Raw genomic sequence first — 24,328 nt, 5'->3', positions numbered from 1 at the left:
ACGAGATCCCGCATGAACCTCAACAACAGCATCCCCGACGGCGCCCTGCGCGGCGTACGCGTCATCGAAATGGGCCAACTCATTGCCGGCCCGTTCGCCGGCAAGACCCTGGGCGAATTCGGCGCCGACGTCATCAAGATCGAGGCCCCCGGCAGTGGCGACCCGCTGCGCAACTGGCGCATGATCAAGGAAGGCACGTCGGTCTGGTGGCAGGTGCAGTCGCGTAACAAGCGCTCGATCGCGCTCGACCTGCGCAGCGCCGAAGGCCAGGACATCGCCCGCAAGCTGATCGCCGAAGCCGATGTGCTGATCGAGAACTTCCGCCCCGGCACCCTCGAAGGCTGGGGCCTGGGTTGGGAGGCGTTATCCGCCATCAATCCCGGCCTCGTCATGCTGCGCATCTCGGGTTATGGCCAGACCGGCCCTTACCGCGACCTGCCGGGCTTTGGCGCCATCGGCGAAGCGATGGGTGGCCTGCGCCACCTGACGGGCGAACCGGACTGCGTGCCGGTGCGCTGCGGCGTGTCGATCGGCGATACGCTGGCCGCACTGCATGGCACCATCGGCGTACTCACCGCGCTGTACCATCGCAAGGTCAATGGTGGCAAAGGGCAGGTGATCGACGTCGCCCTGCATGAAGCGGTGTTCAACGTCATGGAAAGCCTGCTGCCCGAATACAGCGCCTTTGGCGCCGTGCGCGAGGCTGCTGGCAGCGCGCTGCCCGGCATCGCGCCATCGAACGCCTACCGCTGCAACGATGGCTACGTGCTCATCGCGGGCAACGGCGACAGCATCTTCAAGCGCCTGATGGTCGTGATCGGGCGCGACGACCTGGCGCACGACCCGGCGCTGGCCGACAATGCCGGCCGCGTCGTGCGCGTGGCCGAGATCGACGCGGCCATCAGCGTCTGGACCGCGACGCGCCCGATCACCGAGGTTCTCGACTTGCTGGGTGGGGCACGCGTCCCGGCCGGCAAGGTCTACACGGCGAAAGACATCGCGGAAGATCCCCATTACCGGGCGCGCGACATGATCCTGGCCCAGTCCACGCGCGACGGTTACGACCTCGAGGTGCCGGGCATCGTGCCCAAATTGCTTGGCACCCCGGGCAGCGTGCGCACCTCCGCCCCGGGCCTCGGCGACGATACCGATGGCGTGCTGCGCGAACTGGGATTGAGCGAACCGGACATCGCCGCCTTGCGCGACAAGGGAGTGGTCGCATGAACCTGTGGCGCGGCGCTGGCCGCCGCATCCACATGCAAGAAGTCGGCACGCGCGACGGCTTGCAGGCCGAATCGGTGTTCGTGCCAACCGCTGACAAGATCGCCCTGGTCAACAGCCTGTCGCAGGCCGGCATGGCCAAGATCGAAGTGACCGCGTTCGTCTCGCCCAAGGCGATTCCGGCGCTGGCCGATGCCCAGCAAGTCATGCTCGGCATCGCGCGCATGCCGGGCGTGATCTACAGCGCGCTGGTGCCGAACGTGCGCGGCGCCGAGCGCGCGATCGAGAGCCGCCTTGATGAACTGAACCTGGTGATGTCGGCCAGCGAAACGCACAACCTTTCCAATCTGCGCATGACGCAGGCGCAATCGTTCCAGGGCTTGTGCGAGGTGGCGGCCCTGGCGCGGCATGCGGCGCTGGCCGTCAATATCTCGTTGTCGTGTTCGTTCGGCTGCCCGATGGAAGGCGACGTGCCGGAGAACACGGTGCTGGCCTGGTGCGCGCGCTTCATCGACGAGGCGGGTGCCGGCGGCATCACCCTGTGCGACACGACCGGCATGGCGTACCCGAGCCAGGTGGCGTCGCTCACGGCGCGTTTTCGTGCAGCCTGGCCGAATACCGAACTGAGCCTGCATTTTCACAATACCCGCGGCATGGGCCTGGCCAATGTGCTGGCCGGTATCGATGCGGGCGCCGACCGCTTCGACGCGTCGCTCGGCGGCATCGGCGGCTGTCCGTATGCGCCCGGCGCCTCGGGCAATGTCTGCACCGAAGAGGTGGTACACGCGCTGCAATTGATGGGTTACGACACGGGCGTGGATCTGGACCGCCTGCTGGACGCATCGGCACGGCTGCCGGCGCTGATCGGGCACGAGACGCCGAGCCAGATCGTCAAGGCCGGCCGGCGACTCGATCTGCATCGGCCGCCCGGTGATTTTGAGGCGATCAGGGAGCGCGCAGAAGCGCGGTCGGCTTGAACCCATGCCATCGCCGGTATGCCAAAAACTATTTTAATAATGCAGGAGACACCATGAACTCGATCCACTCGCTGCGCATGCGCGCCAGTATGCTCGCCGTCGGCGCAGCACTTGTCAGCATCGGCGCGCACGCGCAGGAGAACTATCCTGCGCGCGCCATCACGCTGATGGTCTCGGCGACGCCCGGCGGCACGACCGACCTGGCCACGCGCATGCTTTCCGATCCGCTGTCCAAGGCACTGGGCAAACCGGTGGTTGTCGAGAACCGGCCGGGCGGGGCGGGCGCGATCGCGGCCTCGGCCGTCAAGCGGGCCAGGCCGGACGGCTATACCCTGCTGGTGCAATATTCGGGCTTTCACGTCATCACGCCGCACGTGGTCAAGGCAGGCTTTGACCCGATCAAGGATTTCACACCGGTCGCCAACCTGATCGTGGCGCCGCAAGTGTTCTTCGTGCGGCCCGATCTGCCAATCAAAGTTTTGCCCGAGCTGGTCAGCTATGCCAAAGCACACCCCGGCAAACTCAATTATGCGTCGTCCGGCAATGGCTCCCTGCAGCACGTGACGGGTGAAATGCTGAACCAGATGAGCGGCACCAACATCGCTCACGTGCCGTACAAAGGCACGGGCCCGGCCATCACCGATCTGCTCGGTGACAACGTCGAGATGACCTTCACGACAGCACCGCCGCTACTGGCCCACATCAAGTCCGGCAAGCTGCGCGCGATTGCCGTCACCGGCAACGTCGCGCTGCCGAGCCTGCCAAACGTGCCGACGACCGCGACGATCAAAGGGTACGAGAAGCTGGACGTGAGTTCATGGTTTGCCGTGTACGCCCCCGCCAACACGCCCAAGCCGATCATCGACAAGCTGACCGGCGAAATCAGGAAAATCATGGCGACCGACGCATTCAAGCGCAAGGCGCAGGAGCAGGGTGCGTACGCGGTCTACATGACGCCGCAGGAACTGGCGGCGCATACGAACAAGGAATTTCAGACGTGGGGCAAGTTCGTGAAGGATGCGAAGATCACGGGGGAGTGAGTGCTCGTGTCGTCCAAGGATTGCGTGGTACGGGCTTTGTTGCATGAGTCAGCCCAGTTCGTATTTCCCCACACCGCAGGCGAAATGATGGCATGGTCCCTGCATGGATGCCAGCACATGCTCTTGTCCAACCAGATCAGCAGGGAACCCCGTGCCCCCTATGCGACGAGAAAAACGATGGTAAGAACTGAAAATTTATAACTTGCCTTGCGAAAATTGGTGAGGAATCGTCAGAAATTCTCCGTTAGGATATATCGGTGTCTTTACTCATCTACTTCGGACCGGGTTTGTCCTGGCCAAGAATTGGTCTGGATACGCTTGGGTCGAGCACATGCTCGTGCGCCAAGCGACTGCTGAGCGATTCAGATACTGGTAGGTGCGTAGGTGGAGTCGACAACTAAGAATTCAGGAGGTCTCGTCACGATGAAGAAAAAAAATATGTTGGTACCGACCCAAATTATTGTTGCACTGATTCTATCGAGCATAACGCAGCATGTTTTTGCAAAACCCAACGATAGTGCCGTGGCGCGAACTCTGTTCCAGCAGCGTTGCAATACAGCCGGAGAGAAAATCACGAGGACCGTCGAGGATGTGGATGGTCTAATGCTACTGAAGATCCGTTCTCGCAACATCAACTACGGCCAACAGTTCGTCCTTGATGATCCGTATGGGAAAGACCTTACCGGAGATGGCTATATCGAGAGTTTTCTTGGGGCGCACCATGACTTGCCTGGCCATATTGAGCGCGCAGAAGGGCGGATCGCTCCGCCTCAGAGGCAAGTTGGCTATATGTACGTGGACGCCAGTGACCCTAAGGATGGGAAACGATATCGCTACACAGGTTTCATCGAGCAACCAGGTTTGACAGACCCACGCTATTTGAAGGGTTATTTCAGAGTGGTACTGGTGTCCAGCCCTACCAGTGAGCCAGCACCACGCTATGGCGTTACTTATGAGGATATTTCGACAGCCGATGATCGTCGTTACTGGATTGCGGGTAGCTCGCTCAAAGTCATCGACCTACTCCGCAACGAAGTCATTGCCGAGAGTATCGGATACATGATGGATCCCGGCCAAGGGGCCGACGGGGGCGGCAGGTCGCCTTGGCTGATGGCCGCTGCCCATGCGTGCCCTGCCTTCAAGGGCCGGCGCGCCTTTTCTAGACAGGCAGGTCAAACGGCCCGCTTCGTTGAGAAAGTATTGCGGCCACGGCCTAAAAACCAATAACCAAGCCCGTGAGCCAGTAATAGCTCAAGATTATTTTCGACTGGCTTGCGATGCGCGAACCCATTTCAGCGCCATGCTGTTTGAGACATTTTCTGAAGATCCGGCCGCCGGCGCGAAAGCCGGAGAGCGTGTAATGCTATTTTCGCAGCACCGAATTCATCGACGATGCAGTGCTACGAATTGAGCACGTTGACAAAGCCTCCCAACGGCATCGGCCGGTGGAACAAAAAGCCCTGCATGGTCGAACACCCATGCGCACGCAGATAGCGCGCCTGTGCTTCCGTCTCGACGCCCTCGGCCACCAGATCCAGATTCAGGCCGCGTGAAATCGAGATAATCGCCAGCACCACCGGGTAATGGCCATACTCGTCGCTGATCTGCTGCACGAACGACTGGTCGATCTTGATGGTCTGGATCGGAAACCGGTGCAGATACGCGAGCGACGAATAGCCGGTGCCGAAATCGTCGATGGCCACCGAGACACCCAGCTGCCCGAGTTTCCTGAGTTGCTCGATCGCATACTGCGGATTGCGGATGCAGATGTTTTCGGTGATCTCGACGGCAATCCGCCCGGGCCCGATGTCGTAGCGCTGCAAGGCACTACGCATGGTGTCGAAGAATTTGCTGTGGTCGAGATAATGCGGCGACAGATTCAGTGACAGCGTCAACTGGTCCGCGCCATCCACGCCCCAGTGCGCCATGTCGCGGCACAGCGTGTCGATCATCCACTCCGAGATCGGGACGATCAGGCCGCTTTCTTCGGCAAATGGGAGGAAATCACCGGGCATGATCAGGCCACGCACCGGATGGTTCCAGCGCATCAGCGCCTCGGCGCCGATGATGCGGCCACTGGCGGCGTCGATCTGCGGCTGGTAATACATTTCGAGTTCGTTGCGCTCGAGCGCGCGGCGTAGATGATGTTCCAGCGCGACGTTCTGGTGCAGCGCGTCGTGCATCGACGGCTCGTAGAAAGTGTGGCCATTCTTGCCCAGGTCCTTCACGCGGTACATCGCGATGTCGGCATTGCGCAGCAGCTCGTCGATCGATTCGCCGTGCTCGGGGTAGATGGCCACGCCGATCGACGCCGAGATATGCACCTCGTTGCCCTCGAGATCGAACGGTTGTTGCAGCCGCTCGATGAACTTGTCGGCGACCACGCGCGCATCGTCGCGCGCGCGCAGGTCGGGCAGCACGATCGTGAACTCGTCGCCGCCCTGGCGCGCCAGCGTGTCGCCCTTGCGCAGGCAATCCTTCAGGCGCAACGCCACCTGCTGCAGCAATTTGTCGCCATGGCCGTGGCCAAGCGTGTCGTTGACGAGCTTGAAGCGGTCCAGGTCGATGAACATCACCGCCAGTTCGGCGCGCTTGCGGCGCGCCTGCAGCATCGCCAGTCCGAGCCGGTCCCTGAACAGGACGCGGTTGGGCAGGTCGGTCAGGATGTCGTGATAAGCCTGGTGATGGATGACCGCTTCGGCGCGCTTGCGCGCGCTGACATCGCGTGCGATGCCGTAGGTGCCGACATAGGTCGGCGTTTGCAGATCGCGTTTTTCGCGGTGCATGCCGATCGCGTTGAGCGAGATCGTCATCACGGACGTGTCGGTGACGGTAGCGTACGCGTGTGCCGGACCCGCCCGGCGCGTCACGCGAAGCTCGACGTCGCGCGAGGCCCGCTCGCCGACGCGCCGCTCGTTGAACACGTAGCGGGCGCGTTCGTGATCCTCGGCATGCAGCAGCGCCGTGTAATGCTGGCCCAGCAGTTCGTCCCGTTCGTAGCCCAGCATCTGGCAGGCGCGGTCATTCACGTAGGTGAAGCGGCCTTCATGACCCAGCATGTAGATCATGTCGGGTGAGGCATCGACCAGGTAACGGTATTTTTTTTCGGACAGCGCGAGCGCTGCCACCATGCGACGGTTGGTCTGCTGCAGCTCGCGCTGTTTGAGCGCGTTGTCCACCGTGCGCAGCAATTCTTCGCGGCTGAACGGTTTGCGCAGGTAATCGTGGGCGCCGCGCTTCAGGGCCCCGATGGCCGAATCGATGCCGACGGTGCCGCTGACAACGATGACATCGGCCTTGATATCGTGCAGGTTGATGAAGTCCATGACCTGATGGCCGTCGACATCCATCATCAAGAGGTCGAGCAGCACCAGGTCGTAGCGCTGCTCTGCCAGGCACGCCAGCGCGGCGGTACCGCTGGCAGCGGTACTGATGGCATAAGCGCCACCGTTGAGCATTTCCTGCAATGAGGCCAGTACACGCGGCTCGTCGTCGACCAGCAGCAGGCGGGGGCGGTGGGGAGGGGTGGTGGCGGAAGCGTCAAGATGAGTGGGCAACGTGTCCCGGATGCTGGCCGGAAGTCCAGTAGTTCGAAATCGATTCATCGTCATTCTGTCAGAGCCGTGCGATTTACTTTGCCTGACGCCCGTGAGCGCTGCAGACGTTCATGTCTAATCTTTCACATAATGCCAGCTTATTCGTTGCATTTGAGGCACGACAATGCAATCGTGCGCAGAAATGTCGGGTGTCAGAGGATTTTCGTTCCTGTGTGGCGACAGAACAGCGGACGCACGTTCCAGTTTCGTGATGACGACCTGTCAAGCCAGCAGGCTGACCGTGTTCAGGGCGCTGTGGCTCTTCTGGTAGACTCGGGCACAGGCTGCGCTTTGATCGCGGCGTGCCATTTCTGAGGGAATCGATCCGGGAGGTCAATATGGGTGGTTTGGACAAGCTATTCTTCGCGCTGCTGCTGACGTCAGCAGGCTCTTGCCAGGCGGCTCAGTTGAACACCCAGTCGGATGCACCCACGAACACGTCGCTGTCCGTTTGTCCGGCCCAGGACATTTCGTTTTTTATCCAGCGATTTTCCAGTGACGAGACGGTGCAACGCAGCTATACGACGGTCCAGCCGGTTGAATTTCCCGTGATGCCCTTGGTGCAGGAGCGCAAGGACAATGCGCTGGTCCTGCAACTGGAAGATGTGACGGCAGCGACGGCGCGGGTCAATCTGGCCAAGGCCGACACCGATTACCTGGTGTCGTATTACTTCAAGATGGACGATTGCTGGAGACTGGTCCGTATCGAGAACCAGTCTCTCTGACGCATCCGGCAAGCGACTGCGCCAAGTGTTGCTTACGCCGCCTTGCTGCCTGAGCGGCGGCGCCGTGCCGTAAAGCCCATCAACGCCAGACCGGCGCCCAGCAGCATGCCGGTTGCTGGCTCCGGAATGTCCGTGCCCGGATCGACAGGCACGTTATCTCCCGTCACACCAAAGGTGATCGTGCCGAAGTTCCAGATGCCATCTGGCGACACTAAGCCGTCATCAAAATCCTCGAAGAATTCCAGACGCAGGATGCCGTCGGCGCCGACCATGAAATCCAGCCCGAGGTCGATCAGGTTGGCCGAGTCGGCGTAGGTTCCAGTCCCAGGGCTTGAATTCGCAAAGCCTGGCGTGAAGTAGACGCCAGTCGACTGCGCTGAATCGCTGAAATACAAGCCGATCTCGGACAGATAGCTCGGCGTAAAAGCGGTAATGTTGACATTGTAGGCAATACTGGTGATCTGGGAGCCTGCGCCGACATTGAACGTGAGTACCGTATTGCCTGCCTCTCCCACTGCGCCAAAGCTCTGGGCGCCAGCAATATTGACCACCAGCGGTGCAGCGAATGCAGAAGTGCAGGCCAGCAAGGACAACCCGACAAGCAGCTGTTTCAGGGTACGCAGGGACATGGTATTCTCCGGTTAGTGTGAGTCCTGTAACTAGCAGTAACCATGCCGCCCATCATATTGGTTTCAAGTGTTTGATTCCAATAAGAATTTTAATCAGCGCCGGCCGCGTGTATTTACGCCTGTAAGCTTTCCCGACAGGGCGGTAGCTCGCCAGGCTTTATCTGAACGAATAATTTGCACTCGCATAGAAACGGCGTCCGCGCGGATCCGTATAGCTTGGGTCATATCCCGACAAAAAGTAATACGCCTGGTTTGAATACGGCGGGCTCTTGTCGAACAGATTCTGCACGCCCACCCGCAGCTTCAGGTGCGCATCGACTGCATACGCGCCCGACAAGTCCCACAGTGAATAACGCTTGACCCGGTTGGCCGCCACGACGCTGCCGTCGTCAATATTGATCGCCGTATTCTGGTCTTCGTAGCCGCTCGAGAACGTATTTTGCAGGCTGGCCGACAGCGGCCCGCGATCCCAGTCAAAGCTCACCGTGTGACGCCAGCGCTGGACCACGCCGTCGGTCACGAAGCGGTTCAGATTGCTCACGAACGCATCCCCGGGCGCATTCTGGATGTTCGACGTCAGCACATAGGTGCCGTTCAGGCGTCCACCGAAGCGGCCGATGGCCGTGTCGATGCCGCGTACCGTCAACGCCAGGTCGATGCCGCGCGCCAGTTGCGCGCCGCGGTTGTCCTTGCGTAGTTCGATATAGTCGATCAGTCCATCTTCGTCGCGATACACGAGATCGCCGTACTTGGCCAGGTTGCCAAGGATGATGTCGTCGCCGATTTCGCTGATGAGGTTCGTGCGCTTGATGTTCCAGTAGTCGAGCGACGCGCTGACATGCTTGCCGGCGGCGAACACGGCGCCCAGCGAGAACTGGCGGCTGCGCTCGGGTTTCAGGTTCTCGTTGCTGTAGCGGCGCGTGTCCCAGTTGTCGGCGCAGTCCGAATAATTGTTGTCGACCGTGGCGCAATAGACCGGATCGGGCAGGGTGGCCGTGCTGCTGTAGACGGTTGGGCGATACAGCTCCGTCATCGACGGCGCGCGGAAGCCCCGGCCGGCCGAGCCGCGCAGCAGCAGCGCCTCGCTTGGCCGGTAGGTCAGGCCGATCTTCGGACTGGCCGCGCCGCCCACGTTTTCGTAATGGTCGTAGCGTGCCGACAATTGCGCTTCCCACTGTTTCGCGAACGGCACCAGCACTTCGCCGTACACCGCCGCTACATCGCGGCTGTCGCTGGTGGCGCGGCCACCTTCTGGCGCCGCGTCATTGTTGATGTTGTCGCTCAGAAGCAAGGCCGATGGGGTGAAGCGGTTCTTCTCGCGCCGCGCTTCGCCGCCAATCGCCACCGCCAGGTCGCCGCCGGCCATCGGCATCAGGGCGCGCGAGAACTTGACATCCAGCGCGTCGAGCGTACCGCGTGCGCGGCGCACGACATCGTCGACCTGGATGCTGTCGATCAGCGCCTTGCCTTCCGGGCTTGAAGGACCGAATGGATTGATGCGGCCGTCGGCGATTCCCTCGAGCAGCTCGTTATAGAGCACGTAGCCGTGGGTATCGCGGTCCTTGACCGTGTTGACGCTGTGGTTGTACGCGGTGTCGTAATCCCAGCCGCCCACGGTGCCCGTCACGCCCACGACGAAGCGCACGCCTTCGCTGGTGAGCGTGCTGGTGCGCTGGCCCGCTTCGTTCAGGCGCATCCGCAATTCGAGTTCGCCCGGGATGTCGTCGTCCAATTGGTCCAGGCCGGTGCCGGCCAGTTGCGGCACCCGCGAATAATCGACGTAGCCGGTCACGCGCGCCGATGAGCCGGTGTAGTCGGTCTTGGCGCGGCTCAGCGCCACTTCGGCATACGCCTGGTGCGAGCCGCCCAGTTTGATGACGGCGCGGCTGAGCAGGCTGGCTTTTTCGGACTTTGGATACAGCTCGGTGTCGCGCATGTAGTTATAGGTGCAGGCATCGACGCCGCCCGTGCCGTTCGGCAGGTACACATTGGCCGGCGGCGCGCAGCCCGGGACCGACAGGTTGATCAGGCGGTTCGTGATCGGCCGCCCATTGAGTGTGAACCCGATGTCCTGCAGATGGTCGCGCTGGGCCGAGGTCAAGCGGATATTGGCCGGACTGGTGTAGCTCGAGAGCAGGTGGCCGAGGCGCTGCTCGACCTGCAGGCCAGGGATGAAGCTGCGCTGCGACGTATTCAGGGGATTGGTGCGCTGGAAGTCGGCCACGGCGAAGACGTTATAGCCGTCGCGCTCGAGCACGCCCTTGCCTGCGCTGAGGCTGGCGGTGCGCTTGCCGGCGCCGCCCTCGTCGGTCGTGCCGACGTACACGTTCGCTTCCAGCCCCTGGAAATCCTTGCGGGTGATGAAGTTGATGACGCCACCGATCGCATCGGTGCCATACAGCGCCGAGGCGCCGTCGAGCAGCACTTCGACGCGTTCGAGGGCGGCGGCCGGGATGTTGTTCAGGTCGACGCCGCTGTCGTCGCCGGGTGAGGCGAAGTTGGCCATGCGCCGGCCATTGAGCAGCACGAGCGTGGACGAGGTGCCGATCCCGCGCAGATTGGCGCTGTTGAAGCCGCGCTGGTCGCCGCCGACGTTGATGCTGGCGCCGTCGGTCAGGCCATTGCTGTTGGCGGAAACCCGCCCCATCAGTTCGGCCGCCGTGGTGACGCCCGTTTTCTCGATTTCGGCACGTGAAATCGTTTGCACCGGCAGCGCAGTTTCAGACTGCACGCGGCGGATCGCCGAGCCCGTGACTTCGACGCGCGGCAATTCGGTTGCCGACGTCGCTGGCAGCGTTTGCGCGGCGAGAGGCAGGCTGGCCAGGGCAATGGTCGTCCCGGCGCAGGCCAGGACGACGCCGCGCACGGCGCGTGCGCCTGGTTTCAATGTCATATTCATCAATTCTCCGTTATTACATCAAGCATATTGATTGATATTAAACGGGCGCCGGGTTGAATGGATGCAACTATCGGCGAGGTAGGAATGGATGTTGTAAATATGGTACGCACACGCGTAAAAAAACCGCCACGTCTTTCGACGGGCGGTTTATCGGTGCATGAATCAAGGTTTAATTCGCGAACAATACCTGGGCAATAATGCCGCTGGCGATCGCCGCCAGCACATAATCGTTACCTGTTTGCACCCAGTGATAACCACGCGGTGGCGCGTTCAGGTGGCGACCACGCCAGTCATTGACCACGTAGCGCTTGTTCCGGTATTCCTTGTGCAGCTTGCCGCCACGGCGCAGGTCGTGGCGTGGACCGCCACCGCGCGTATCGTCACGGCGATAATACTGGGCGCTGTCGTTACGATGCTTGTTGCCGTGGGCACGGGAGCCGCCATTGTTGCGGCGATCGTCGTGCTGCTGCGAATAGCCGTTGCGGTCGTGATCACGATCGTTTCCGTGATCACCGCGTTGTGCAAAAGCGCTGCCACTCACGGTAAAGGTCAATGCAATCAACCCTGCGATGAACTTGGTTTTCATTTTTATTTCTCCTGGTGGCCGATCCGTAGAATCGATGAGTTCATTAGACTACGGGCACCTCCTAACATGTTAAGAATTCCAGTAAGCAATGCTACAAAGTGTATCTGCGGCGGCGATCGTCATAATGTGTGAGAAATGCCGTGCGGGCTCTCGATATACTCGATGCGATCGACGCATTCGCACGGGGGCGCTGTGATGGAAAAGCGTTGGCAAGGATGGCTGGCAGGCGCGCTCGTGGTGGCCTGCATTGCGGTGGCAGGGTTCATGTGGCGCGGTTCTGCGAGTGAAACGACGGGCCAGGTGGCGCGCGTGCCGCTGCAGGACGTGCCACGTCCCGCAGCGCCCACGTTACGCCCGCCGATGCAGGGTGTATCTGCTGCGTCGGTGCCTGCATCGGTACTGGCTGCCGCCGCCAACCAGAGCCTGAGCGCGCATGTGGCCAACCTCCTGGCCTCGCACGACCCGCACGATGCCTACGCGGCGTACATGCTCGTCTCGCGCTGCGCGGCGTTCAACCGGCAGCACGATCTCGAGGTCGAGGACAGCACACCGGGCGCCGGGCGTGGCCTGAACGCGGATGAGCGACGCACTATGACGCGCATGTGCGGCGCGATGACGGAGCGTGAGCGGCTGGCCCGGCTCGATTACCTGGCCACCGCCGTCAAGGCCGGCGTGCCCGGCGCGGCGTGGATGTACGCCGCCGAAGGCCCGTTCGGCGACCCGAGTGCATTGACGACCCGGCCAGACGATCCTCTGGTGCGCGAATGGAAGGCGCAGGCGGCCAGCCAGCTCGACGCGGCGGCCGAGACGGGTGACACGACCGCACTCATGCTGTGGGGGATGCAGAAGCTGGGCGGCTCGGCGCTGACGGACAGGCGTCCGGAACAAGGGTATGGTTACCTGGCTGCGGTTGGCCTGATCGGGGCGGAGCTTGCGCCGCCTGGCGATACCTCGCCGCAGATGTTTGCCGAAGGCAGGGGTTTGCTGGCGGCGCTGGCCACGCAGCTGACGCCGGCGCAGCGCGCGGCCGCCATGACCGAAGCGCGTCGCATCGCTGCGGCCGCAAAAGCCCGGCGCGAGCGTGATCACAACAAGTCGGGCGTCATGCCGGCAGCGTAGCCAAGCGGCGCGTTGCCGGCTACGCCGGTGGGTCGGCCGGGCTGACCGTCGGGCTCAGAGCCGGGCTGACCGTCGGGCTGAGCGTCGGGCTCAACGTCGGGCTTAACAACGACGACACATACAGCAACAGCTTGTCTTCGCTCGATCCGAGATCCAGACCCGTAAGTTCGCCGATGCGGCGCAGCCGGTAGTCGAGCGTGTTGCGGTGGATGCCCAGCGCCTTTGCGGTGGCGGCAGAATTCTCGTTCTGCGCGAACCAGGCGGACAGCGTCGCACGCAGCATGGCGCGGCTCTTGTCGTGCGCCAGCCGCGCGATCGGCATGCGCAGCTGGTGCGCCTGCCAGCCGCTGTCCAGGCCCGACAGCAGTACCGGCAAGGCCATTTCGTAATAACTGAATACCTGCTGCTGCGGATCGCGCGCACGCCCCAGCCGGCTGGCCGTGCGCGCGCTGCCATACGAGATTGCTGCGCCATCGATGCCGGGCAGCGCAATCCCCATCGACAACGTATGCGGCAGCGTGCATTCTTCGCGCACCAGCTGGGCCAGGGCGTCGAGGCGACGCTGCGGCGGCGTCTCGAGCCCCTTGCGTGACGGCTCCCACGCCTCGAGCAGCACCAGTTCGGACGGCCCGACGGTGGCGGTGAGGGCGTCCTCGCGGCGCGCCAGGATCCGCATCTGCAGCAGTTGCACGGCGCTCGGGGAATGGTCCACCGCCGCCGGAACACCCTGCAATTCGACCAGGAACACGAGCTGCATGCGCTCGACGTCGATCCCGAGCCGCTGCGCCCAGACCTCGAGTTCGGCACGTGCGCCGGGCTCGTAGCGGATCAGGTTGAGCACGAAGGCTTCGCGGTAGCGTGAATGGCTTTGCAGCGTCTGGGTCAGGGCAGCCTGCTCGAGGATCATCTCGGCGCCCAGGCGCACCAGCTCGCCGAACTGGCGCACGGCGTCGGGCGCGCCGGACAAGCCAACCGCCCCGCAGATCTGGCCGCCCACGCACAGCGGCAGGTTGATGCCCGGCTGGGCGCCATGGAGCTTCTGCGCGGCCGCCGCATCGATTTCCGTCGTGAGCTTCTTGGCCAGCGCCAGCAGGGCGCCGGCATGCAGCTCGCCGACCCGCGCCGGGTTGCCGCTGGCAAGGATCACGCCGTGCGCGTCCATCACGTTGACGTTGAACGGGATGATGCGCATGGTGCGTGCGACGATTTCCTGCGCGAGGCCGGTGTCGAGGATGTGCATGGCGATAGCTGGAGAGAAGGGGAGCGTTTGTGATTATGCACAATTTTAAAGGGGGCAGTGGCCTGCCTGCGCGGGCGCGCCGGCCTGCGCAGGCACGGATGCACCAGGTGCATCAACGCTGGTTTGCTACCCAAATTGTGCGTATGCCTGAAAAAAGGCGGGAATCCGATGCCCTGAGTTGTGCGTGTCGCCGACGCTTCGTGGCCCTTGTTTCGTTGATAATCTCGATGATTACATAACCATACATTCGGAGACAGCATGAGTACCATCGCTAGCACCCCCGGCGCGAGCCTGCTCGACGGCGCCTACCGCAAGGCCACGTGGCGCCTGATCCCGTTCATCTTCGTCTGCTACTTCTTCAATTACCTCGACCGCGTCAACGTCGGTTTCGCCAAGCTTGAGATGCTCGACGCGCTGCAACTGAGCGAGACCGTGTATGGCCTGGGCGCCGGCATCTTCTTCATCGGCTACGTGACCTTCGGCGTGCCCAGTAACCTCATCCTGCACAAGCTGGGCGCGCGGCGCTGGATCGCGGTGATGATGATGACCTGGGGCACGCTGTCGGCCTGCATGCTGTTCGTGAGCACCCCGGTGGAATTCTATGTGCTGCGCTTCTTTACCGGCGTGGCCGAAGCGGGCTTCTTCCCGGGCATGGTCCTGTACTTCACCAAGTGGTTCCCGGCGCACAAGCGCGGCCAGGTGATGGCGCTGTTCATGTCGGCCATTCCCGTCTCGGGCCTGATCGGCGGCCCGCTCTCTGGCTGGATGCTCAGTCACTTCTCGGCCGGCCAGGGCGGCATGGATGGCTGGCAGTGGCTGTTCCTGCTGCAGGGGATTCCAACCGTGCTGCTGGGCGTGGCGGTACTGTTCTACCTGAACGACAGCCTGGCGCAGGCGCCCTGGCTGACTGCCGAGGAAAAAGCGGCGATGCAGACCGCGCTCGACGAGGACGAAGCGCAGCGCTCGAGCGGCACGCACGCGGTGCACTCGTTCGGCGCCGTGCTGCGCGACTGGCATGTGTGGATGCTCGGCTTCGTTTACTTCAGCATCCAGATGGGCGTGTATGCGATTAATTTCTGGCTGCCATCGATCATCAAGTCGCTCGGCTTCGAGAGCGCCACGACGGTCGGCTGGCTTAGCGCCATCCCGTACCTGTTCGCCGGTGTCTTCATGGTGCTGGTGGGCCGCTCGGCCGACCGCCGGCGCGAACGTCGCTGGCACTTGTCGGCGCCGCTCCTGATGGCGCTGGTCGGCCTGCTGCTGGCCGCGAACTTCTCGGATAACGTGGTGCTGGTGATGATTGGGCTGAGCCTGGCGACGATGGGCGCACTGACCGGCCTGCCGATGTTCTGGCCATTGCCGGCGGCGTTCCTGGGCAGCGCCGCCGCGGCCGCGGGCCTGGCGCTGATCAACTCGATGGGCCAGGTGGCTGGTTTCGTCAGCCCCTTCCTGGTCGGCTGGATCAAGGACGCCACTGGCAGCACGGACATGGCGCTGTATATCCTGTCGACCGTGCTGTTCATCGGCGCGATGCTGGTGCTGGTGGTGCCTGCGCGCCTCGTCAATCGTTGATCGGAGTCCGGCATGCATATCGTGATCGCACCCGATTCATTCAAGGAAAGCCTGTCGGCGCTGGAGGCAGCCAGCGCCATCGAGGCGGGCTTCCGCGAAATTTTCCCTGACGCCTGCTACGTCAAGATCCCCGTCGCCGATGGCGGCGAAGGTACGGTCGACGCGATGATCGCTGCGACAGCCGGGCGCCGCATCGACCTGCGCGCCACCGGTCCGCTGGGTACACCGGTCGACGCCTTCTACGGCCTGACGGGCGGCGACGTCATCGCCGTGATCGAGATGGCCGCCGCCAGCGGCCTGGAACTTGTCCCGCCCGCACAGCGCGATCCACTGCGCGCGACCAGCCGGGGCACGGGCGAATTGATCCTCGCCGCGCTCGACGCCGGCGCGCGCCGCTTCATCCTCGGGGTGGGTGGCAGCGCCACCAACGACGGCGGCGCGGGCATGCTGCAAGCATTGGGCGTGCGGCTGCTCGATGCGCAGGACGCGCCACTGGCACCGGGCGGCGCAGCGCTGGCCAACCTCGCGCGGATCGACATCACGCAGCTGGACACGCGCGTGTTTGAATCGGTGTTCGAGGTGGCGTGCGACGTCAGCAACCCACTGGTCGGCCCCACCGGCGCCTCGGCCATCTTCGGCCCGCAAAAGGGCGCCACACCGGCGATGGTCGCCCAGCTCGACGCCAACCTGCGCCACTACGCCGCCGTCATCGCGCGCGACCTGGGCCAGGACGTGGCCGACGTCCCGGGCGCCGGCGCCGGGGGCGGCATCGCCGCCGCGATGCTGGTCTTCCTCAAGGGCCGTCTGCGCCCGGGCAGCGAAATCGTGGCCGACGCGGTCGGGCTGGACGCCGCCGTCGCAGTGGCCGACCTGGTCATCACCGGCGAGGGCCGCATCGACAGCCAGACCGTCAACGGCAAGACCCCGATCGGCGTGGCCCGCGTCGCTGCACGCCACGGCAAACCGGTAATCGCCATTGGTGGCTGCCTGGGCCAGGACGCCAGCGCCGTCCACGCCCACGGCATCGACGCCACCTTCAGCACGATCATGAAAGCCGGCACGGTCGCCGAAGCCCTCGCCAGCGCCGACTTCAACCTGCGCACCACCGCCCGCAACGTCGCCGCCACGCTCAAACTCGGCCAATCACTGGCCGCCTGAACTGCCAATCAGGGTCAATAGAATTGTTGGGCATTTGCCCTGATCGGCCGGTTTGCGTGTTGTTGTCCAAGAGCGAAGTGAGCAGGTAATGCCCGAAGCGACCCAGGCAAGTCATCATGGCATTGAATGCGATGTGCACGTACATCGCGTTTTCTGATGCATCCATCAGAAAAGGCGGCAGGACCAACGCGCGCAGCGTGTGCATCTGCAGCAAATGTCGGTGCGCCTCTGTCAGTTATTGAAAATGATTCTCATTCGCGATAGAATCCGGGATTGCTCTTGATGAATGCCCGTTGCCATGTCCTTACCCATTTCCCTGCGCCCGTCCCGCCTCGTCCTGGCCCTGTCCCTGGTGTTTCCCTGCGCGTTTCCAGCGGCAGCCTTGGCGCAGGAACGCGATGTTGGCGCGATGCCGGCAGTGCGCGTGACGGCCGTGAAGGCGCAGGGGTTCATGCCCAATACAGTGGAAGCCGGGAGCTTTCGCGGCAGCGACGTGATGGACGTGCCGTCGACCGTGAACGTCATCACGCGCGATGTGCTCGAGCTGCAGGGGGCCGCTGGCCTGTATGACGCAGTGCGCAATACGGCCGGCGTGACGCGCCAGCAGAACGGCGGCGACACCTGGGACCAGCTGGTCATCCGCGGCATCGCCGTCGAAAACCGCACCAACTACCGCCTCAACGGCTCGCTGCCGATCATGAACTTCGGCCAGGTGTCGATGGAGAACAAGGAGCGCGTCGAGGTGCTCAAGGGCGCGACCGCACTGTATTACGGCTTCACGTCGCCGGCCGGCGTCGTCAACTTCGTCACCAAGCGCGCCGGCAGCGCGCCGCTGACCACCGTTGGCGCGCAGGTCGACAGCCACGGGACGCTCGTCGCCACGCTCGACGCTGCGCGCCGCTTCGGCGTCGACGACGCATTCGGCGTACGCATCAATGCGGCCGGCGGCACGCTCGGCTCGCACCTCGATGGCGTCGGCAACGGCAACCGCGGCTTCGCTTCCGGCGCATTCGACTGGCGCGTGAACGCGCGCGTGCGCCTGCGCGCCGACCTCGAATACGACAAGCGCCGCGTGACCGAGCAGGCCGGCATCAACCTGCCGCCGGCCGTGGGCGGCGTGATCACGCTGCCGCGCGCTGTCGATCCGCGCCGTCTCGTCGGCCCCGACTGGGCCAGGTTCGAAACGCATGCACGCAACGCGCAGCTGCGCGCAGACATCGCTTTGAACGACGCATGGGCACTGACGCTCGAAGCGGGCCACGCCGAAACGAAGCGCGACCGTTCGCTGCCGATCTTCCGTTTCAATAATGCGGCGAGCGTCGCGACCGGGGCGGGCCGTATCACCGGCAATCTGCAGCATGCCGACGTCGATTCGCGCATGCTGCGCGCCGAACTGGCAGGCCAGTTGCGCACCGGCCCCCTGACGCACGAGGTGACGCTCGGCGCGAGCGATACCGACAAGGGCCAGGCCCCGATCTACCAGGCAAACTACACGATCCCTGCGCAGAACCTGTATGCGCCGCTGCCGGTGACGAACTTCTCCATCGGCGCGCGGCCAACGACGCCCACGACTGCGGCCCTCGATTCGCGCGACCAGGGCCTGTATCTGGTCGATCGCATCAGCGTAGGCAGCTGGCAATTCATCGGCGGCGTGCGCCGCGTCGATTACCGCAGCACGCAGGGCGTGAATGACTACGACGTGAGCGAGACGACGCCGATGGCGGCCGTCGTCTACCGCCTGCGTGACGATCTCTCCGTGTACGCATCGGCGGCCGAAGGCCTGGAGGAGGGCGAGGCCGCGCCGGCCGGCAGTGCGAATGAAGGCACGCGCATGGCGCCGGGCGTGAGCAAGCAACGCGAAGTCGGGGCGCGCTGGCGCACGGCCGGCGGCCTGCTGACGCAGGCGGCGCTGTTCGAGATCGAGCGGCCCGGTTACTACACCAACGCTGCCAATGTCTTCACGGCCGACGGCGAGCAACGCTATCGCGGGCTGGAGCTGTCGTCGCAGGGCCGCATCCTGCCGGCCGTGGCCTGGCAGGCATCGGCCCAGTGGCTCGATCCGGCATTCCGCAATATCAACGCGACGTATGACGGCAAGCTGCCGGAAAACGCGGCGCGCCGCACCGCCAGCACGTTCGTGGCCTGGGAGCTCGATGCGGTGCCTGGGCTGGCGCTGACGGGCGGTGCGTACTACACCGGCCGGCGGCCCGTGAATGACCTGAACCAGGCCTGGCTGGGCGGCACCACGCTGTTTAGCGTTGGCGCGCGCTACGTCGGCCAGTTCGCCGGCAAGCGCACCACGTGGCAACTCAATGTCGACAATGCCGCCGACAAGCAATACTGGGCCGGCGCCGGCACGCGCCTGAGCGCAGGCTTGCCCCGCCTGATCAAGCTGTCGATGAAGGTCGCGCTGTGAGCCGCTGGCGCCTGCCGTCGCTGCGCGCGGTCTGGTTTCAGCTGCACTGGTTCGTCGGCATCACGGCCGGCACGCTGCTGGCCGTGATCGGCCTCACCGGTGCCATCATGGCGTTCGAGGACGAACTTCTGGACGTGCTCAATCCGGGCGTCATGACGGTCGATGTCGAAGCGCGTCCGCGCCTAGCGCCCGAACAACTGCTGCAGGCCGCGCAGCGCACACGCCCAGGGGAGCGCGTGGTGAGCATCGTGCTGGAATCCGATCCGGGCAGCACGGCGCTGGTGCGCTTTGCCGCGCCGCCGGGTGAGCGGCGGGGTCCGGACGTGCGCGTGCATCCGTATAGCGGCGCCGTGTTGCCGGCGCTGCGTTTCGAGGCCGCGTTCAACTGGGTCGAGGAGTTGCATCGCTGGCTGCTGCTGCCGCGCGCCCCGGGCCGCCTCGTGCTGGGCATCCTGGCGCTGTGCCTCGTGGGGCTCGCGCTGAGCGGCCTGTACCTGCGCTGGCCGCGCAAGCCCGCCAGCTGGCGCACCTGGCTCACCTTCAATACCAAACTGCGGGGCCGCTCGTTCCTGTGGGCGCTGCACGCGATTGCCGGCACCTGGGCACTGGTGGCTTACCTGATCGTGGGGGGCACCGGCATCTACTGGAGCTTCGACGTCGTGCGCGACACGGTGCAGGGCTGGGCCGGCAACGAGCGCCGCGCCGCGAGCGAGACGATGGCGCCGCCGCGCGAGCGCAAGCGCGCAGTCATCCCGGATGGCCCGGCCGCACTCGATCCCGCCTGGAACACCTTCCTCGCGCATGCCCCGAACTGGGCCAGCGCGACGATCCGCTTGCCCGAACGCGGCAAAGGCACCTTTCAGCTGACGTGGATTGCGCAGGACGGCCCGCACGAGCGCGCCCGCAACCGCATGTCGCTGCGCGCCAGCGACGGCGCGCTGCTCAAGAACGAGACCTACGGCGCCCAAACCCTTGGCCAGCGCGCCTTGACCACGATCCGGCCGCTGCACACGGGCAGCTACTTTGGCCTGCCGGGGCGGGTCATCATGATGCTCGCCAGCCTGGCCTTGCCCGGCTTTGCCATCACCGGCTGGCTGCTGTACCTGGGCCGGCGGCGCCAGAAGCGTGCGCTGGCGCGCGAACGGGCGCTCGCACTAGCCGACCAACCCGCCACGCCAACTGCCGGCGTGCCGATCCTGCTCGCATTCGCGACCCAGGGCGGTCAGGCCGAACGGATCGCGCTGCATAGCGCCGCGGCGCTGCGCGCTGGTGGCCGTGCGGTCGATCTGCGTGCGGTGTCCTCGCTCAGCCCGGGCGAGCTGACCGGCTACGACCACGCACTGTTCGTGGCCGCGACCTTCGGCGACGGCGAGGCGCCCGATGCGGCGCGCCGCTTCACGCGCGAGCTGCATGCAGGGCCAGTGGTCCTGGCCGGCTGCAAGTATGCGGTGCTGGCGCTGGGCGACCGCAATTACGCCCGCTACTGCGGCTATGGCATCGCCCTCGAACAGCGCCTGGGCGCGCTCGGCGCCACGGCGCTGTTCCCGCGCATCGACGTTGACCAGGGCGACGCCGCGGCGCTGGGCCGCTGGATGCATGCGCTGGGCACACTGGGTGCGGCCGCTGGCACGCCCCCCGTCGCCGCCAATGACCCCGCGCCGATGACCGACTGGCGGCTCGTCAGGCGCACGCACCTGAATCCCGGCAGCCTGGGCGCGCCCTTGTACGAAATCGTGCTGCAGACGGCGGCGCATCAGCAGTGGCAGGCCGGCGACCTGCTCGATGTCGCGGCGCGCCACACAGGGGCGAGTGTCGACGCATGGCTGGCAGCTAGTCGCCTGGATGGCGCGGCGCCCGTTACCTGGCAGGGCGAGCCCCAGGCGCTGAGGGACGCGCTGGCCTGGAGCGAGCTGCCCGGCGCCGGGCATCCGTTCGCATCGACCCAGGACTGCGCCGATGCACTCAAGCCGCTGGCGCCGCGCCGCTATTCCATCGCCGGCATCCCGCAGGACGGCGTGCTGACGCTGCTCGTGCGCCAGCAGCGCCACGAGCAGGGCATGGGTCTGGCGTCCGGCTGGTTGACGGCGCATCTCGACGTCGGCGGGATGGTCCGTGCACGGCTGGCAACCAACCCGGGCTTCCACGGTCCGCAGGATGCGCGGCCCTGCATCTACATCGGTAACGGCTCTGGCATGGCCGGCTTGCGCGCGCACCTGCGCAGCCGCGTGCTGGCCGGGCAGCACCGCAACTGGCTGCTGTTTGGCGAGCGCCAGCGCGAATTCGACAGCCTGTGCGCGGGCGAGATCGCCGCCTGGCGCGACGCCGGCGCGCTGCCGGAATGCGATCTGGTGTTCTCGCGCGACGATGCGCCCGAGTATGTGCAGGACCGGCTGCGCGCACGCGCCGACATGCTGCGCGAATGGGTCGAACGCGACGCGGTCATCCATGTCTGCGGCAGCCTGCAGGGCATGGCAGGGGAGGTCGATGCGGCGCTGGCATCGATTCTCGGCGAGGCCGAACGCGATCGGCTGCTCGACGCTGGCCGTTACCGGCGCGACGTGTACTAAGCAAGTATTGATTGTGCACCGCCAGTTCGCCCCGTCCCGGCGAACTGGCGGCGCTGTCGCTATACTGGCACCATGCATACCGAGTATCCGGCTGGCGCCGACGACTTCCTGACCATCCTGGCCGCGCGGCGCAATTACACGCTGCGCCGCCTCGTCGCGCCCGGCCCCGACGATGTGGCTTTGCTGCGCATCGTCGAAGCCGGCGCGCAGGCGCCCGACCATGGCCTGCTGCGGCCGTGGCGCTTCATCCTGATCCCGCAGCACAAGCGGCATCTGCTGGGCGACGTGTTCGCTGCTGCCGTGCTGGCGCGCGATCCGGCCTGCGGCGACGAGGCGCTCGCCACGGCGCACGACAAGGCGCTGCGCGCGCCATGCCTGCTGGTGGCGGTGCTGCGCGACGAGCCGGGCACCATCATCCCGGCGCACGAAAAACTCGTGTCGCTCGGCTGCGCCATCCAGAACATGCTGGTAGCGGGCCAGTTGCTTGGCTTTGCCAGTGGCCTGGCCAGTGGCGCAGCGATGGATTTCGCCGGCATGCGCACCTTGCTGGGGCTGGGCGCGCACGAGCGGGCCATTTGCTTCATCGGGCTGGGCACGGCGTCGGCGGCGAAACCGCCGCGCGCACAGCCGGATGCGACCCAGTTCCTCAGCAGTTTGTGAGCGTGATTGGACGCGTGGACGGCGGAGCCGACCACCCTACCGGTGTTTGCTAGTAGGGTGGACGGGTTTCCCGTCCACGCGTTCAACGAACCCGAACCCCCAGACAGCAAAAAGCCCGCCGATTGGCGGGCTTTTCAGTGTGCGCTGCGGCTGCGCCCACGCTATCTGCGTGGTGCGCGCTGCGGCGTCACGACAGCAGCATCAGATTGCGCAGATATTGCCGGCTTTTTCGCCTTTAGGGCCGGTCGAGCGCTCGAACGACACGCGCTGATTTTCGGCCAGGCTCTTGAAGCCTTCCGACTGGATGTCCTGGAAGTGCGCGAACAGATCTTCGCCGCCGCCATCAGGCGTGATAAAGCCGAAGCCTTTTGCGTCGTTGAACCATTTTACGGTGCCGGTTTGGGTAGTCATGTTGAATTCCTTTGCAGTGACATGGGCAAAATCGCCCAATACGCACGTTCAACCAAGAGAAGATAAAAGCGGGGGAATCAAACTGGACTGCCGAGAAGGGCGAGGCGGGAGAGAAAAGCCAACAATAACAACAACTTGATGTAGTGCATCAGCTAAGATACACGGCTTTTCAACAATGTCCTAACGATTTGTTGATTCATTTCCCCGAATTCACTTCAGTGCGGGGACGCGAGCTTGAGTCCGATGATGCCCGCCGCGATCATCGCAATGCATGCCAGCCGCGCCGGTGACGCCGATTCACCGAGCACGACGATGCCCACCAGCGCCGTGCCGACCGCGCCGATCCCGGTCCAGATGGCGTAGGCGGTGCCGACCGGCAGCGTTTTCAATACCTGGGCCAGCAGGCCGAAGCTGATGATCATGCCGCCCAGCGTGCCGATCGTCGGCCACAGGCGCGTGAAGCCTTCGGTATATTTCAGGCCGATGGCCCAGCCAATTTCGAACAGTCCTGCAAGCACCAGCAGTATCCAGACCATATTGCCTCCGATTGAGTGAAGCCCGATACTATGTCGAATCCGATGACGAAAAAAGTCAGAATCTATCAATGGAGTTGACAGGTGGCGTTTGACCTCGACAATGTAAAAGCCTTTCTGGCGGCGGTGGACCATGGCTCGTTTTCTGCCGCCGCGCGCGCGCTCGGCCGCGTGCCATCGGCCGTCAGCATGGCGATCGGGAATCTGGAAGCGCAACTCGGTGTGCCGCTGTTCGAGCGTAGCGGCCGCAATCCGACACCGACCGCGCAGGCACTGGCGCTGATGCCGCAGGCGCGCCTGCTGGCCGAGGGCTTGCAGCGCCTGAACGTGCATGCGCTGTCGCTGAGCCGGGGCCTGGAAGCGTCGCTGACGCTGGCGCTAGTGCCCGAACTGCTTGATACCGTGCCATGGAGCGCGGCGCTGCATGCGCTGGCCCTCGAGCATCCGCTGCTGCAGGTCGAGGTGCTGACTGCGCCGCAGGCCGATGCGCTGGCCATGGTGCGTAGCGGGCGCGCCGACCTGGCACTGGTGTTCGAGCGCTATGGCGCGGCGCCGTACCAGGCGTTTCAGGAAGTGGCCGAAGAGCGCCTGGTGGCGGTAGCTGCGAGCGGGCATGCGATGTTTGAGGGCGGCCGGCAGGCGCAGGTGCGCGATACCGATCTGCTGCTGCAACGACAGGTCGTCGTGGCGGGCCGCGACACCGACGGGGTCGACCAGCGCATCGCGATGTCGTCGCTGCAGTGGAAGACCGATAGCCCGATCGCCGCGCTGGCGCTGGTCAAGGCGGGCCTGGGCTGGGCGTGGTTGCCAGCGAGCCTGGTGCGCGAGGCTGTGCGCGAAGGCGACCTGGTCGAGATCCCGACCGCCAATCTGACCAACGTGCTGCGCTTCTTCGTCGATATCGTGTGGACCGAAGAGCGACCACTGGGCATGGCGGCCGAGCGCTTCATCGAACTGCTGAACACGCAGAAAATGTGAA

General features: G+C 64.4%; 19 protein-coding genes. 12 read left to right on the top strand and 7 right to left on the bottom strand.

Going from position 1 to position 24,328, the window contains the following annotated elements:
• Nucleotides 1-12 precede the first annotated feature (12 nt).
• The 4 genes from RCH14_RS16540 to RCH14_RS16525 all read left to right on the top strand — a co-directional run bounded on the left by RCH14_RS16540 (nucleotide 13) and on the right by RCH14_RS16525 (nucleotide 4,465).
• Nucleotides 13-1,224: a CoA transferase gene (locus tag RCH14_RS16540; protein ID WP_343027194.1), complete on the top strand. Its 1,212-nt coding sequence runs from the start codon at nucleotides 13-15 to the stop codon at nucleotides 1,222-1,224.
• Nucleotides 1,221-2,198: a hydroxymethylglutaryl-CoA lyase gene (locus RCH14_RS16535; protein ID WP_343027193.1), complete on the top strand. Its 978-nt coding sequence runs from the start codon at nucleotides 1,221-1,223 to the stop codon at nucleotides 2,196-2,198. Before RCH14_RS16540 ends, RCH14_RS16535 begins: the two co-directional genes overlap by 4 nt.
• A 53-nt stretch (nucleotides 2,199-2,251) precedes the next feature.
• On the top strand, nucleotides 2,252-3,238 hold the full coding sequence (locus RCH14_RS16530; protein WP_343027192.1) for a tripartite tricarboxylate transporter substrate binding protein: 987 nt from the start codon (nucleotides 2,252-2,254) through the stop codon (nucleotides 3,236-3,238).
• A gap of 423 nt (nucleotides 3,239-3,661) precedes the next feature.
• Complete coding sequence (locus RCH14_RS16525; protein WP_343027191.1) at nucleotides 3,662-4,465, top strand: hypothetical protein; 804 nt, start codon at nucleotides 3,662-3,664, stop codon at nucleotides 4,463-4,465.
• 173 nt (nucleotides 4,466-4,638) lie between these two features.
• Here the strand turns inward: RCH14_RS16525 and RCH14_RS16520 are convergent, their stop codons facing one another.
• Complete coding sequence (locus RCH14_RS16520; RefSeq protein WP_407070087.1) at nucleotides 4,639-6,843, bottom strand: putative bifunctional diguanylate cyclase/phosphodiesterase; 2,205 nt, start codon at nucleotides 6,841-6,843, stop codon at nucleotides 4,639-4,641.
• A 329-nt stretch (nucleotides 6,844-7,172) separates the two neighbouring features.
• Between RCH14_RS16520 and RCH14_RS16515 the strand changes: the two genes are divergently transcribed.
• The gene (locus tag RCH14_RS16515; protein WP_343027189.1) at nucleotides 7,173-7,559 is read left to right on the top strand and encodes a hypothetical protein; all 387 of its coding nucleotides are present in this window, start codon (nucleotides 7,173-7,175) and stop codon (nucleotides 7,557-7,559) included.
• Between the two features lie 32 nt (nucleotides 7,560-7,591).
• On the opposite strand, the gene RCH14_RS16510 is transcribed toward RCH14_RS16515, so the two are convergent.
• The 3 genes from RCH14_RS16510 to RCH14_RS16500 form a co-directional block, all read right to left on the bottom strand.
• Nucleotides 7,592-8,188, bottom strand: a complete 597-nt coding sequence (locus RCH14_RS16510; protein ID WP_343027188.1) for a PEP-CTERM sorting domain-containing protein — start codon at nucleotides 8,186-8,188, stop codon at nucleotides 7,592-7,594.
• A gap of 157 nt (nucleotides 8,189-8,345) precedes the next feature.
• Entirely contained in the window at nucleotides 8,346-11,087 is a 2,742-nt protein-coding gene (locus tag RCH14_RS16505; RefSeq protein WP_343027187.1) for a TonB-dependent receptor, read from the bottom strand.
• A gap of 169 nt (nucleotides 11,088-11,256) precedes the next feature.
• Entirely contained in the window at nucleotides 11,257-11,673 is a 417-nt protein-coding gene (locus RCH14_RS16500) for an RcnB family protein (protein ID WP_343027186.1), read from the bottom strand.
• A gap of 195 nt (nucleotides 11,674-11,868) precedes the next feature.
• Here RCH14_RS16500 and RCH14_RS16495 point away from each other — a divergent pair, with 195 nt between their 5' ends.
• A complete protein-coding gene (locus tag RCH14_RS16495) occupies nucleotides 11,869-12,792 on the top strand; it encodes a hypothetical protein (RefSeq protein ID WP_343027185.1) in 924 nt (307 codons plus the stop codon).
• 19 nt (nucleotides 12,793-12,811) lie between these two features.
• Here RCH14_RS16495 and RCH14_RS16490 read toward each other — a convergent pair whose 3' ends face one another.
• On the bottom strand, nucleotides 12,812-14,032 hold the full coding sequence (locus RCH14_RS16490) for a sugar diacid recognition domain-containing protein (protein ID WP_343027184.1): 1,221 nt from the start codon (nucleotides 14,030-14,032) through the stop codon (nucleotides 12,812-12,814).
• Between the two features lie 258 nt (nucleotides 14,033-14,290).
• Here RCH14_RS16490 and RCH14_RS16485 point away from each other — a divergent pair, with 258 nt between their 5' ends.
• From RCH14_RS16485 to RCH14_RS16465, 5 genes are all read left to right on the top strand, one after another.
• Nucleotides 14,291-15,604, top strand: coding sequence for an MFS transporter (locus RCH14_RS16485; protein WP_343027183.1), 1,314 nt, complete (start codon nucleotides 14,291-14,293; stop codon nucleotides 15,602-15,604).
• Nucleotides 15,605-15,616: 12 nt separating this feature from the next.
• A complete protein-coding gene (locus RCH14_RS16480; RefSeq protein ID WP_343027182.1) occupies nucleotides 15,617-16,762 on the top strand; it encodes a glycerate kinase in 1,146 nt (381 codons plus the stop codon).
• A 298-nt stretch (nucleotides 16,763-17,060) separates the two neighbouring features.
• Complete coding sequence (locus tag RCH14_RS16475; protein ID WP_343027181.1) at nucleotides 17,061-19,178, top strand: TonB-dependent siderophore receptor; 2,118 nt, start codon at nucleotides 17,061-17,063, stop codon at nucleotides 19,176-19,178.
• Complete coding sequence (locus tag RCH14_RS16470; RefSeq protein ID WP_343027180.1) at nucleotides 19,175-21,745, top strand: sulfite reductase flavoprotein subunit alpha; 2,571 nt, start codon at nucleotides 19,175-19,177, stop codon at nucleotides 21,743-21,745. The genes RCH14_RS16475 and RCH14_RS16470 overlap by 4 nt, the downstream gene beginning before the upstream one ends.
• 72 nt (nucleotides 21,746-21,817) lie before the next feature.
• Complete coding sequence (locus tag RCH14_RS16465) at nucleotides 21,818-22,405, top strand: nitroreductase family protein (RefSeq protein WP_343027179.1); 588 nt, start codon at nucleotides 21,818-21,820, stop codon at nucleotides 22,403-22,405.
• A gap of 201 nt (nucleotides 22,406-22,606) precedes the next feature.
• On the opposite strand, the gene RCH14_RS16460 is transcribed toward RCH14_RS16465, so the two are convergent.
• Together RCH14_RS16460 and sugE are read right to left on the bottom strand one after the other, a co-directional pair.
• Nucleotides 22,607-22,816, bottom strand: a complete 210-nt coding sequence (locus tag RCH14_RS16460) for a cold-shock protein (RefSeq protein ID WP_343027178.1) — start codon at nucleotides 22,814-22,816, stop codon at nucleotides 22,607-22,609.
• Nucleotides 22,817-23,031: 215 nt separating this feature from the next.
• Nucleotides 23,032-23,352: a quaternary ammonium compound efflux SMR transporter SugE gene (sugE, locus tag RCH14_RS16455; protein WP_343027177.1), complete on the bottom strand. Its 321-nt coding sequence runs from the start codon at nucleotides 23,350-23,352 to the stop codon at nucleotides 23,032-23,034.
• Between the two features lie 81 nt (nucleotides 23,353-23,433).
• Between sugE and RCH14_RS16450 the strand changes: the two genes are divergently transcribed.
• The gene (locus tag RCH14_RS16450; RefSeq protein ID WP_343027176.1) at nucleotides 23,434-24,327 is read left to right on the top strand and encodes a LysR family transcriptional regulator; all 894 of its coding nucleotides are present in this window, start codon (nucleotides 23,434-23,436) and stop codon (nucleotides 24,325-24,327) included.
• Nucleotide 24,328: the final 1 nt, after the last annotated feature.

The organism is Massilia sp. MP_M2 (assembly GCF_039123635.1).
Lineage (GTDB): Bacteria > Pseudomonadota > Gammaproteobacteria > Burkholderiales > Burkholderiaceae_D > Telluria.
Note: the sequence above shows the minus strand (reverse complement) of the source record. Positions and strands in the feature narration are given on the sequence as shown.